The organism is Microbacterium stercoris (assembly GCF_017592545.1).
GTDB lineage: Bacteria > Actinomycetota > Actinomycetes > Actinomycetales > Microbacteriaceae > Microbacterium > Microbacterium stercoris.
On record NZ_JAGFOA010000001.1, the window covers coordinates 12,652 to 24,659 of the forward strand.

The following is a 12,008-nucleotide window of genomic DNA, read 5'->3' on the forward strand; positions in this document are numbered from 1 at the left end:
GGGCCGAGGGATATGCGCGTATCCATGGTGCAACAGAGGGCAACCCGGCGAGCGCGCCCGCTGCCCGCTTCCTACCGTGAAGGGGTCCCCACCGGCCCACGTCAGGAATCCTCATGTCGTATCCCGTTCCGTTCTCGTTCGAGCTGTACCCGGCGCGCACCGAGGCCGGCATGGACATGGTGGCCGAGACGGCGACGGCCCTCGCGGCGGCCGGTCCCGAGTTCGTCTCGGTGACCTACGGCGCCGCCGGATCGTCGAACGACCGCTCTCTCGGTCTGCTCGGACACCTGCACGGGGCGGGAGCCCGCACCGTGGCGCACCTCACGACCGTGGGCCAGACCCGCGCGCAGCTGGTGGAGCGCGCCGAGACGTTCCTCGCCGCGGGCGTGCGCGACTTCCTCGCCCTGCGCGGCGACCTGCCGGCGTCGGGGGATGCCGGGGAGCTCGACGGCCCCGTACCGCTCACCGCCCTGCTGCACGAGGTGGCCGCACGCCTCGGTGTGGACATCTCGGTCGGCGTCGCGGCGTACCCGCAGGGACACGGCCGAACGGGCGACATCGCCGGCGACATCCGGGCCCTGCTCGCCAAGCAGGCCGCGGGAGCCTCCTACGCGATCAGCCAGGTCGTCTTCGAGGCGTCGGCCTACGGATCCTTCGTCGCGGCGGCGCGTGCCGCGGGCGTCACGATCCCGATCATCCCGGGGCTGATGCCCGTGAGCACGTCGCAGAAGCTCGAGCGCGTGGCGGAGCTCACGGGAGTGGATGCCCCGATCTCGCTCGTCGAGGCGCTGCTCGCGGCCGGCGACACCGACCGCGAGGTCGTCGCCATCCGGTCGACCGCCCGGCTCGCGCAGGAGCTGCTCGCAGCCGGCGCCCCCTCGATCCACCTCTACGCCTTCAACCGCCACGAGACGGTGCTCGCCGTGCTCGACGAGCTGACCAGCGCCGCTCTCGTCTGACCCCACCGCGGCGCGCGGCCCGTCAGGCGGCGCCCCTCTTCCTCTTCCGTCCCACTCGCTCGACCAGCGAAGGGTCCACAGCTCCGGCTGTCGCACCGCTCGCGCACCCACTTCCGCCCTCAGGAGGCTCGAAATGACCGCATTCCCCGCCGGCACCGTACTCGGCTACCCCCGCCTCGGCCCGCAGCGCGAGCTCAAGCGCGCACTCGAAGCGCACTGGGCCGGACGCCTCGACGCGGCCGGGCTCGAGGACGCCGCGCGCGCCCTCCGCGCCCGCACCCGCTCCCACCTCGCCGCGCTCGGCCTCAGCGCCGACGGCTCGGCCATCCCCGAGGCCTCGTCGCTCTACGACCAGGTGCTCGACGCGATCGTGGCCACCGGCGCCGTGCCCTCGCGCTTCACGGCCCCCGGGCCCGACTCGGTGCTCGACGCCGACGGCGGGGTCAGCCTCGCCGGGTACTTCACCCTCGCCCGCGGCTCCGAGGCGCATCCGGCCCTCGAGATGACGAAGTGGTTCGACACCAACTACCACTACCTGGTTCCCGAACTGGCTCCGGATCAGGCCTTCCGCGCCGATCCGTCGCGTCTGGCCGCGCAGGTCGCCGAGGCGCGCGCGCAGGGATTCGTCACGCGCCCCGTGCTCGTGGGCCCCGTCACCCTTCTCGCGCTGGCCAAGCCGGCCGCGGATGCCCCGGAGGGCTTCCAGCCGCTGTCGCTGCTCGACCGCCTGCTGCCCGTGTACGCCGAGCTGCTCTCGGCGCTGCGCGAGGCCGGCGCCGAGTGGGTGCAGCTCGACGAGCCCGCGCTGGTCTCGGAGTCCCTCGACGCGACGCCCGCCGAGCTCGCCGCGGCGGCCGCGCAGGCCTACGCCGTGCTCGGCGCGCTCGAGGCGCGCGCGCGCCTGCTCGTGACCACGCCGTACGGCTCGCCGTCGGAGGCGGCGTGGGCCGCCCTGACCGCGGCCCCCGTCGAGGCGCTCGCGATCGATCTGGTGCGGGGCTCGCTGCCGGCCGCCGCGCCGGGCCTTGCCGACAAGACGCTGGTGGCCGGTGTGGTCGACGGTCGCAACGTGTGGCGCGGCGACCTCGCGGCCGCCTTCGACACGCTCGAGGCCGCGGCTTCGCTCGGTGCCGCCGCCGTGACCGTGGGCACGTCGACCTCGCTGCAGCACCTGCCGCACACCGTCGCCGACGAGACGGCCCTGGATCCGCGCCTCGTGTCGTGGCTCGCCTTCGCGGACGAGCGCGTGGCGCAGGTGACGACCCTCGCGCGCGGCCTGGGCGAGGGGCGCGCGGCGATCGCCGCCGAGCTCGACGCCGCCACGGCCGCCCTCGCCGACCGCGCCGCGGCCGACGGCGTGCGCGTCGAGGCCGTGCGCGCCCGCACCGCCGCCCTCACGCCCGCCGACATCGAGCGCCTGCCCGCGCACGAGCGCGCCGTGATCCAGCAGGACCGACTCGCCCTGCCGATCCTGCCGACGACGACGATCGGGTCGTTCCCCCAGACCGCCGAGCTGCGCATCGCGCGTGCTCAGCACGCTCGCGGCGAGGCCACGACCGAGGCGTACGAGGAGGTGCTGCGCCTGGAGATCGCGCGCGTGATCGGGCTGCAGGAGGAGATCGGCCTCGACGTGCTCGTGCATGGCGAGCCCGAGCGCAACGACATGGTGCAGTACTTCGCCGAGCACCTCGACGGCTTCGCGGTCACGCGCAACGGCTGGGTGCAGTCGTACGGATCGCGCGCCACGCGACCGTCGCTGCTCTGGGGCGACGTGTCGCGCCCCGCGCCGATCACCGTGCGCTGGGCCGAGTTCGCGCAGTCGCTGAGCGAGAAGCACGTCAAGGGCATGCTCACGGGTCCCGTGACCATCCTCGCCTGGTCGTTCGTGCGCGACGACCTCGCGCTGGGGGAGACCGCGCGACAGGTGGCGCTCGCGCTGCGCGACGAGATCGCCGACCTCGAGGCGGCGGGCATCGCGATCGTGCAGGTCGATGAGCCCGCGCTGCGCGAGCTGCTGCCGCTGCGGGCCGACGCGCAGGAGGAGTACCTGCGGTGGTCGGTCGACGCGTTCCGCCTCGCCACGGCGGGCGCGGCGCCCGAGACCCAGATCCACACGCACCTCTGCTACTCGGAGTTCGGCGTGGTGCTCGACGCGATCCGCGGCCTCGACGCCGACGTCACCTCGATCGAGGCCGCCCGCAGCCGTGGCGAGGTCATCGCCGAGCTCGCCGCCGCCGGCTTCGACCGCGGCATCGGCCCGGGTGCGTACGACATCCACTCCCCGCGTGTTCCCTCGACCGACGAGGTGGCGGCGCTGCTCACGCTGGCCGCCGAGCAGCTGCCGCTGCGCCAGGTCTGGGTCAACCCCGACTGCGGGCTCAAGACCCGCGCCTACCCCGAGACGATCGCCGCGCTGACCCACCTCGTCGAGGCCACGGCCCGCGTGCGCGAGACCGTCACCAGCGACGCCCTGGTCTGAGGTCGCCCGCCTCTCCCGCCCTCTCGCCGGGCTCACCGGCTCAGGGGTGGGAGAGGCGTCCGCCTCATATCGTTGGGGTACGCACTAATATGGGAGATCCCACCCCAGGGCATCAAAGGAGATCCCATGCAGTTCTTCGCGGACGGCTACCACCCCGGCGACCCGACCATCGCGCCCGAGCACCCGCAGCGCTGGCAGCCCGGCCTTCCGGCCGAGATCGATGTGCTCATCGTCGGCACCGGCCCCGCGGGTCTGGTGCTCGCCGCCCAGCTGGCGCGTTTCCCCGGCATCCGCACCCGCATCGTCGAGCGCCGCACCGGCCCGCTCCTGCGCGGCCAGGCAGACGGCGTCTCGTGCCGCTCCGTCGAGATGCTGCAGGCCTTCGGCATCGCACAGAAGCTGCTCTCGGAGGCGTACTGGGTCAACGAGACGATCATGTGGCAGCCCGATCCGGATGACCGTCGCCGCATCGTGCGCACGAGTCGCGTGCAGGATGTCGCCGACGGACTGAGCGAGATGCCCCACGTGATCATGAACCAGGCGCGTGTGCACGACTACCTGCTCGAATCGGCGCGCGCACAGCCCGCGCGTCTCGAGCCCGACTACGGCTGGGAGTTCGTCTCGCTGCAGAGCCCCGACGATGACGGACCCGTGCTCGTGACGCTCGCGCATCGCGACGACACGGGCGAGGCGACCGGCCGCACCCGCACGATCCGGGCCCGCTATGTGATCGGGGCCGACGGCGCCCGCAGCCGCGTGCGCACCGCGATCGGCCGCGCGCTCTCGGGCGACGCCGCGAACCACGCGTGGGGTGTCATGGACGTGCTCGCCGACTCGGACTTCCCCGACCTGCGCTTCAAGACGATGATCCAATCGGACGGACACGGATCGATCCTCCTCATCCCCCGCGAGGGCGGACGCCTCGTGCGCGTGTACGTCGATCTCGGCACCGTCACCGACGAGAGCCGTGAGCGCGTGCGCGCGATGACCGCCGCCGAGATCACCGACATCGCCAACGGCGTGCTGCACCCGTACTCGCTCGATGTGAAGCAGACGGTGTGGTCGTCGGTGTACGAGGTGGCCCAGCGCATCGCCGACGGCTTCGACGACGCCGCGGGACGCGACCGCGCACCGCGCGTGTTCATCGCGGGCGACGCCTGTCACACCCACTCGGCGAAGGCCGGCCAGGGCATGAACGTGTCGATGCAGGATGCCTTCAACCTCGGCTGGAAGCTCGCGGCCGTGCTCGAGGGACGGGCCGACGCGTCGCTGCTCGAGACCTACGACGCCGAGCGCCGCCCGATCGCGCAGGAGCTGATCGACTTCGACAGGGAGTGGTCGGCGATGCTCGCGCAGCCCGCGCAGGATCCGGATCACCCGGAACGCGGCGGCGTGACGGCCGCCGAGCTCGCCACGTACTGGGCGCGACAGGGTCGCTACACCGCGGGCGTCGCCGCGCGCTATGCGCCGGGCCGGCTCACGGGGAAGGGCACGCACCAGCACCTCGCGACCGGCTTCGAGATCGGCACCCGGTTCCACTCGGCCGAGGTCGTGCGGGTGGGCGACGGGCGACTGCTGCAGCTCGGGCACACGCACGAGGCGGATGGCCGCTGGCGCCTCTACGCGTTCGCCGACGCCGGCGAGCAGGCGCTCCGCGCTCTTCTCGGCTGGCTGAGGACGGATCCGTCCTCTCCCGTTGTGCGCACAAGACGAGACGGCGACGACATCGACGCGCTGATCGATGTGCGCGCGATCCTGCAGTCCCCGCTGCACGACGTCGACTTCGCGGGGCTGCCCGAGATCCTGCGGCCGCGCACCGGTCGCCTCGGGCTCGTCGACTACGAGAAGGCCTTCACGGCCGCACCGACCGGGTCGGCCGCGACCGCGGGCATCGACATCTACGGCGAGCGCGGCGTCTCTCGCGAGGCCGGGGCGCTGGTGGTCGTGCGCCCGGATCAGTACGTGGCGCATGTCCTTCCGCTCGATGCGCGCGGCGAGCTGACCGGGTTCTTCGAGGGCATCCTGTTGTCGGCGTCGTAAGCCGCCTCTGCGGCAGGATGGCCTGATGGAGAGCCTGGTCGACGAGGAACCCGAACCGCTGCGCCACCTCGGCCACCTGCTGCGCCGCGCGCAGCAGGTGCACCTCGCGGCGTGGCAGCGCGAGGTCTCGCGCGACATCACCAGCGTGCAGTACGCCGCGCTCGCCGTGCTCGAGCGCCTGCCCGGATCGAGCCAGGCGGTGCTCGGCGCCGAGCTCGACCTCGACCGCTCGACCATCGCCGACCTCGTCGCGCGGATGACGCGCCGCGACCTCATCGCACGCACGACGGATCCGGACGATCGCCGCCGCAACGTGCTCGAGCTCACGGCCACGGGCCGCCAGACGCTGGAGGCACTGCGCCCGCGCGTCCACGGCCTCGAAGAGGTGCTTGTCGGATCCCTCGCGCACGCCGATCGGGCCGAGCTGCGGCGCATCCTGCGCGCGATGCTCGCGGAGGCCCAGCGCGACGGCCTCCTCGCGAGCGAGTAGCCCCCACCCCCTCGCTCGTCGAGCGAGCGCCAGCGAGTCGAGACGCCCCAAACCCGCCGGCGGCTCCAGCCCGCGGTCGTGACACCCGTTTCGACTCGCTCCGCTCGCTCAACGAACGAACCAGCACCTCCGCCCGAGGTCGTGACACCCGTTTCGACTCGCTCCGCTCGCTCAACGAACCGGCCGGCGAGCGGGCCGGGTCAGCCGCGGAAGGCGGCGTGGCCGGTGATGCGCTGCCCGAGGATCAGCGTGTGCACCTCGTCGGTGCCCTCATAGGTGCGCACCGACTCGAGGTTGTTCGCGTGGCGCAGCGGCGAGTAGTCGAGCGTGATGCCGTTGCCGCCGAGCACCGTGCGCGCCTGGCGGGCGATGTCGATCGCGATCCGGGTGTTGTTGAGCTTGGCGACCGAGATCATGTGGTGCTCGAGCGTTCCGGCGTCCTTGAGGCGCCCGAGGCGCAGGGCCACGAGCTGGGCCTTGACGATCTCGAGGGCCATGTTCACGAGCTTCTCCTGCGTCAGCTGGTAGGCCGCGAGGGGCTTGTCGAACTGGATGCGCTGCTGCGAGTAGGCCAGGGCCGCATCGAAGCTGTCGCGCGCCGCGCCCACCGCGCCCCACGCGATGCCGTATCGCGCCTCGTTCAGGCACGAGAAGGGCCCGCTCAGGCCCCGGGCTCCCGGCAGCATCGCCGACTCGGGCAGACGCACGTCGGTGAGGGTGATGTCGCACTGGATCGATGCGCGCATCGAGAGCTTCTGCGTGATCGGCGTCGCGACGAACCCGGGGGTGTCCGTCGGCACGACGAAGCCGCGCACGCCGTCGTCGGTCGCGGCCCAGATCACCGCGACGTCGGCGATCGAGGCGAGGCCGATCCAGCGCTTCGCGCCGTTGAGCACCCACTCGCCGCCCTCGAGCACCGCCCGCGTCTGCATGCTGGAGGGATCCGATCCGGCCGTCGGCTCGGTGAGGCCGAAGCATCCGACGGCCTCGCCGCGCGCCATCCGCGGCAGCCACTCCTGCTTCTGCTCCTCGGATCCGTGCTTGGCGATCGCCGACATCGCGAGAGAGCCCTGCACCGACACGAACGTGCGGATGCCCGAGTCGCCGGCCTCCAGCTCCTGCATCGCGAGTCCGTACTCGACGGCCGATCGCCCGGCGCATCCGTAGCCCTTCAGGTGCATTCCGAGCAGGCCGAGCTCGGCCATCTCGGGGACGATCTCGACGGGGAAGCGCGCGTCGTCGTACCACTCGGCGATGTTCGGTCGGATCCGCCGATCGACGAAATCGCGAACGCGGTCGCGGATCTCCTGCTCTTCTGCACTGAATTCGGCCGAGATGTCGAGCAGATCGCTGGGGTCGGTCATGATGTGAGTCTGACGCCCCGAGGCGAGGATCGGAAGGGCCGATCTGCCCGGCGCCCCATCTGGTGGCGCCCCGTCGCACGGGCGAAGCTGGTCGGACGACAGCAAGGGAGCAGTCATGACCGTCGAAGTGCAGAGGATTCTCGTGATCGGCGCGGGCGCAATGGGCCGGCAGATCGGCGCCGTGTTCGCCCTCGCCGGATACGACACGACCGTGGGCGACGTGTCGCAGGACATCGTCGACGCGGCGCGCGACGAGATCCGCACCCGGATCGCACGGCTCGCCGAGAAGGGGCAGGTGGACGATCCGCAGGCGGCGCTCTCGCGCCTGACCTGGACGTCCGACTGGGACGACGCGGCGCGGGAGGCCGACCTCGTGGTCGAGGCCGCGACCGAGCGGCTGGAGCTGAAGCGGCAGATCTTCGCCCGGGTCAGCGAGCTCGCGCGACCCGACGCGATCCTCGGCACGAACTCGTCGACGATCCCGTCGTCGCTGCTGGCCGACAGCATCCGCAATCCCGAGCGTCTCTGCAACATGCACTTCTTCAACCCGGCGCTCGTGATGGCGTGCGTCGAGATCGTGCCGAACCCGCAGACCTCGCAGGAGACGATCGACACGGTCGTGTCCGTGTCGCAGCGCACAGGCAAGGAGGTCGTGCTGCTCAAGCGCGAGATCCCGGGGTTCATCGCGAACCGGCTGATGCAGGCCGTGCTCGACGAGGCGATGCGCCTGCACGCGTCCGACGTCGCCACGATCGAGGACATCGACGCGGCCGCGCGCCTGGCGCTCGGACACCCCATGGGGCCGTTCCAGCTCATGGATCTCGTCGGCAACGACGTCATCAGCTTCATCCATCACGCCGAGTTCGAGCTGACGGGCGACGAGAGCGCCAAGCCCAGCCCCGAGCTCGAGGCGCTGGTGGCCGAGGGGCGGCTCGGCCGCAAGGCGGGACGCGGCTGGTATGACTACTCCTCCTGAGGGCGGGCCCCTCGCGGGAGTGGTGGTCGCCGACCTCAGCCGGGTGCTGGCGGGGCCCTACTGCACGATGATGCTCGGCGACCTCGGCGCGACGGTGATCAAGGTCGAGAGTCCGCAGGGCGATGAGACCCGCACGTGGGTGCCGCCGGAGCGCGACGGATCCGGCACGTACTTCCTGTCGGTCAATCGCGACAAGCAGTCGATCGCGCTCGACTTCTCCGCGCCCGACGACCTCGCGCTGGTGCGACGCATCGTCGACCGCGCCGACGTTGTGGTGCAGAACTTCAAGCCCGGCGGGCTTGTGCGGTTCGGCCTCGACTACGAGACGCTGAGCGCCGCACGCCCGGAGCTCGTCTACGCCTCCATCTCGGGGTTCGGATCGACGGGCGGCGCGGATCTGCCGGGCTACGACCTGCTCGCCCAGGCGGTGAGCGGCATGATGTCGGTCACCGGATCGCCGGACGGCGAGCCGACGAAGGTGGGCGTCGCGGTCTTCGACGTGATCGCGGGGCTTCATGCCGTCACGGGCATACTCGCGGCGCTGCGCGCCCGCGACCTGACCGGCCGGGGCGATCACGTCGAGGTCAACCTGCTGTCATCGGCGCTGTCGGGCCTGGTCAACCAGGCCTCGGCATATGTCGCCGGCGGCGTGGAACCGGGGCGCCTGGGCAACGCGCATCCGTCGCTCTACCCCTACGAGCCGTTCCCCGCGCGCGACCGCGAGATCGTGATCGCGGTGGGCAACGATGCGCAGTTCGCCCGGCTCGCGGATGCCGTGGGGCTGGAACCGGATCCCTCCTGGGCCACCATGCGCGGACGCAACCTCGCGCGCGCCGACGTGCGCGCAGCCCTCATCGAGCGCCTGGCCGCGCGCGATGCCGACGAGTGGTTCGCGGTGCTGCGCGCCGCGGGCGTGCCGGCCGCGCCGATCCTGTCGATCGGCGGGGGCGTCGCCCTCGCCGAGGAGCTGGGGCTCGCGCCCGTCACCCTCGCGGGCGACGTGCCCACGATCCGCCACCCCATCGGCTTCGCGAACGCGACCCTGCCGGATCCGGTCGCCCCTCCCGCCCTCGACGCCGACCGCGCCGCGGTGCTGGAGTGGCTGGGCGAGCAGTAGCCCGGGGTGGCTCGGCGCAGCGGCGTTGACTAGTCCCGCGCGGCGTTACTAGTCCAGGCGGGACCAGTAATCCCGCGGAAGACTAGTCAACGCCAGGCAGGTGGCCCGGAGTTCGTGCCACGACCTCGGCTCAGGCCGCGACGGCCTCACGCACGGGGCAGGCGAACCGCGCGCGGTACGCCGTGGGGGTGAGGCCCAGCACACGGCCGAAATTCTGGCGCAGCACGGCGGCCGATCCGAAGCCGCACTCGTCGGCGATGCGGTCGAGGCCCCACTCGGTCTGCTCGAGCAGGCGCTGGGCGTGGATGATGCGCTGGCGTGCGAGCCACGCCGCCGGCGTGGTGCCGTAGTCGGCCTTGAAGCGGCGGGCGAACGTGCGAGGCGACATGTGCGCGTGCTGCGCGAGCAGCTCGACGGTGAGGTCGCGGTGGAGGTTCTCGAGCGCCCAGTCGGCCACCGGCGCGAGCGAGAGCCCCGTCGCCTCGGGCACGGGTCGCACGATGAACTGCGCCTGGCCGCCGTCGCGCTGCGGCGCCACGACCATACGCCGCGCGATGACGTTGGTCGCCTCGGCGCCGAGCTCCTGCCGCAGCAGGTGCAGGCAGGCATCCAGGCCCGCCGCCGTGCCGGCGCTCGTGATGATCTTGCCGTCCTGCACGTAGAGCACATCCGGATCCACGTCGATCTCGGGATACATCCGCGCGAGGCGGTCGGTGTACTTCCAGTGCGTGGTCGCGCGGCGACCGTCGAGCACGCCGGCATCGGCGATCGCGAAGGCCCCGCTGCACACGCTCAGCAGCCACGCGTCACGGTCGACGGCGGCCCGGATGACATCGAGCACACGCGGGTCGACCGCGCCCCACTGCTCCTTCGGCACGGGGGCGACGACCACGAGGTCGGCTTCGTACGCGAACGAGAGGTCGAGGTCGACGTTGAGCGAGAAGCCGAGCTTGGTCGTGACCACGCCGGGCTCAGGCGTGACGACGCGGAAGTCGAAGTTCTCGATGCCGTCGTCGCTGCGATCGAGGCCGAACGCCTCACACGCCACGCCGAACTCGAACGGCGAGAAGCCGTTCTGCACGATGCACGCGACGGTCTTCATCCGGATCCTCCTGGCAGTTTTCCGATGCAATGTGTCGATCCTGCCACTGTTGGCAGGATCTTCGCAATCGCAGGATGACTGCCATGATGATTCTCGTGGTGGCGCTGGTGATGTCGGCAGTCGGCGTGGGCGCGACGGTGCGCGCCCTCGCGTCGGACGGGATGCGAAGGGTGCCGACCCGGCACGCGGCGGAGTGAGGGCTCGCATCCCCGCTCGTCGAGCGCGGAAGGAGCGACCGGGGCGAAGCGCCTAGACGCCCGTCGCGCGCCGGTAGACCTCGATCATCGCGGCGGTGCGCGACGACTGGCGGAACTTCGTCGGCATCTGCGGATCGGGCGCCGGCGCGGTGCCGTGCTGGATGTCGGAGGCCGCCTTGCGCAGCGCCGCGGCGAGCGCGGTGATGCGCCCCGGCTCGTCATCGGCGATGGCGACGGGCCAGACGCCCGCCCCGACCTCCGCGGCGATGTCCGGATCGCTGACGACGGCGGGCGTGCCGAGGGAGGCGGCCTCGAAGGGTGTCATGCCCTGCGTCTCGAAGCCGATCGACGTCTGCACGAGGGCGTCGGCTGCCGCGATGCGGCGCAGGGTCTCGTCGTACCCGAGCCGGCCCGCGAAGGTCACCGGCAGGCGGTGCTTGGCGACCAGGCGCTGGGCGGCCGCGAGCTGGGCTCCGCCGCCGATGATCTCGACCTCGCAGGTCACGCGCGCCTCGGCGAGTGCCTCGAGGAAGGGCAGCAGGCGCTTCTCGGGGCTCATGCGGCCGAGCCAGACGAAGCGCGGCGGCCCCGCCGTGCGCTCCGGCGCGGCTTCGGCGCGCACCCGATCCAGCAGCTCGTCGTCGATGCCGTTCCACACGACATCCACGCTCGGGAACACGGCGTGCTGCTCGAGGCGGCGGGCGAAGTGCCCCGACGGCGCCGTCACCGCCCGCGCGCCGAGCGCGAGCCCCCGCAGGTACGCCCATCCGTCGACGCCGGTGGCGAGTCCGCCGATCCTGCCGCGCAGCGCCCCGCGCCGCCAGGCGTTCAGCGCGCGCAGCACCAGGGCGGGGAAGGGCGCCGTCGCCTCGATGCCGACGTCGACGCGGTTGTGCATCGTGTGCACCACCGGCAGGTCGTGCCGCGCCGCAAGGCGATAGCCGAGGAACGCGCCCCAGAAGTCGGCCTGCACGTGCACCACGTCGACGGGCGGTCGCCCCGCGAGTCCGGCGTCGATGGCGCGGTCGGCACGCCGCCCGGGCCAGGTGAGCGAGTACTCGCGATCGGGGGTGATCGGAACCGACGGAAGGTCGAGGTAGGCGGGATCATCCGGATTCACGCGCGCTCGCGCCCCGTGCCGCCGCGGTGCGACGATCGTCACCGTGTGACCCGCCCACTCGAGATAGCGGCGCTGCAGGCGCATGGACACCTGGGCGCCGCCGAGCGACTCGACGTGCTGATCCGCGAAGATCACAACGTGCATGACGGCAGCGGATCCGATCC

General features: G+C 72.2%; 9 protein-coding genes. 6 read left to right on the top strand and 3 right to left on the bottom strand.

Annotated elements, in window-relative coordinates; translation table 11 throughout:
* Positions 1-113 precede the first annotated feature (113 nt).
* From J5V96_RS00060 to J5V96_RS00075, 4 genes are all read left to right on the top strand, one after another.
* Positions 114-959 (top strand): methylenetetrahydrofolate reductase, encoded by an 846-nt coding sequence (locus tag J5V96_RS00060; RefSeq protein ID WP_208499194.1) that lies wholly within the window; start codon positions 114-116, stop codon positions 957-959.
* Positions 960-1,092: 133 nt separating this feature from the next.
* Positions 1,093-3,438 (top strand): 5-methyltetrahydropteroyltriglutamate--homocysteine S-methyltransferase, encoded by a 2,346-nt coding sequence (gene metE / locus J5V96_RS00065; RefSeq protein ID WP_208499196.1) that lies wholly within the window; start codon positions 1,093-1,095, stop codon positions 3,436-3,438.
* 126 nt (positions 3,439-3,564) lie between these two features.
* Complete coding sequence (locus tag J5V96_RS00070; protein ID WP_208499198.1) at positions 3,565-5,478, top strand: FAD-dependent monooxygenase; 1,914 nt, start codon at positions 3,565-3,567, stop codon at positions 5,476-5,478.
* A gap of 25 nt (positions 5,479-5,503) precedes the next feature.
* Positions 5,504-5,968, top strand: a complete 465-nt coding sequence (locus tag J5V96_RS00075) for a MarR family winged helix-turn-helix transcriptional regulator (protein ID WP_208499200.1) — start codon at positions 5,504-5,506, stop codon at positions 5,966-5,968.
* A 200-nt stretch (positions 5,969-6,168) separates the two neighbouring features.
* On the opposite strand, the gene J5V96_RS00080 is transcribed toward J5V96_RS00075, so the two are convergent.
* Positions 6,169-7,332, bottom strand: a complete 1,164-nt coding sequence (locus J5V96_RS00080) for an acyl-CoA dehydrogenase family protein (protein WP_208499203.1) — start codon at positions 7,330-7,332, stop codon at positions 6,169-6,171.
* 115 nt (positions 7,333-7,447) lie between these two features.
* Between J5V96_RS00080 and J5V96_RS00085 the strand changes: the two genes are divergently transcribed.
* Together J5V96_RS00085 and J5V96_RS00090 are read left to right on the top strand one after the other, a co-directional pair.
* Positions 7,448-8,308, top strand: coding sequence for a 3-hydroxyacyl-CoA dehydrogenase family protein (locus J5V96_RS00085; protein WP_208499205.1), 861 nt, complete (start codon positions 7,448-7,450; stop codon positions 8,306-8,308).
* Entirely contained in the window at positions 8,292-9,425 is a 1,134-nt protein-coding gene (locus tag J5V96_RS00090) for a CaiB/BaiF CoA transferase family protein (RefSeq protein WP_208499206.1), read from the top strand. Before J5V96_RS00085 ends, J5V96_RS00090 begins: the two co-directional genes overlap by 17 nt.
* 130 nt (positions 9,426-9,555) lie before the next feature.
* Here J5V96_RS00090 and J5V96_RS00095 read toward each other — a convergent pair whose 3' ends face one another.
* Positions 9,556-10,527, bottom strand: coding sequence for a GlxA family transcriptional regulator (locus J5V96_RS00095; protein WP_208499208.1), 972 nt, complete (start codon positions 10,525-10,527; stop codon positions 9,556-9,558).
* 249 nt (positions 10,528-10,776) lie between these two features.
* A complete protein-coding gene (locus J5V96_RS00100; protein WP_208499210.1) occupies positions 10,777-11,988 on the bottom strand; it encodes a glycosyltransferase in 1,212 nt (403 codons plus the stop codon).
* Positions 11,989-12,008 lie beyond the last annotated feature (20 nt).

Bases quoted from the DNA above. Each gene is read 5' to 3' on its own strand.
- J5V96_RS00100 (WP_208499210.1), bottom strand. From the start codon at position 11,988: ATGCACGTTGTGATCTTCGCGGATCAGCACGTCGAGTCGCTCGGCGGC.
- J5V96_RS00095 (WP_208499208.1), bottom strand. From the start codon at position 10,527: ATGAAGACCGTCGCGTGCATCGTGCAGAACGGCTTCTCGCCGTTCGAG.
- J5V96_RS00070 (WP_208499198.1), top strand. From the start codon at position 3,565: ATGCAGTTCTTCGCGGACGGCTACCACCCCGGCGACCCGACCATCGCG.
- J5V96_RS00060 (WP_208499194.1), top strand. From the start codon at position 114: ATGTCGTATCCCGTTCCGTTCTCGTTCGAGCTGTACCCGGCGCGCACC.
- J5V96_RS00090 (WP_208499206.1), top strand. From the start codon at position 8,292: ATGACTACTCCTCCTGAGGGCGGGCCCCTCGCGGGAGTGGTGGTCGCC.
- J5V96_RS00080 (WP_208499203.1), bottom strand. From the start codon at position 7,332: ATGACCGACCCCAGCGATCTGCTCGACATCTCGGCCGAATTCAGTGCA.
- J5V96_RS00085 (WP_208499205.1), top strand. From the start codon at position 7,448: ATGACCGTCGAAGTGCAGAGGATTCTCGTGATCGGCGCGGGCGCAATG.
- metE (WP_208499196.1), top strand. From the start codon at position 1,093: ATGACCGCATTCCCCGCCGGCACCGTACTCGGCTACCCCCGCCTCGGC.
- J5V96_RS00075 (WP_208499200.1), top strand. From the start codon at position 5,504: ATGGAGAGCCTGGTCGACGAGGAACCCGAACCGCTGCGCCACCTCGGC.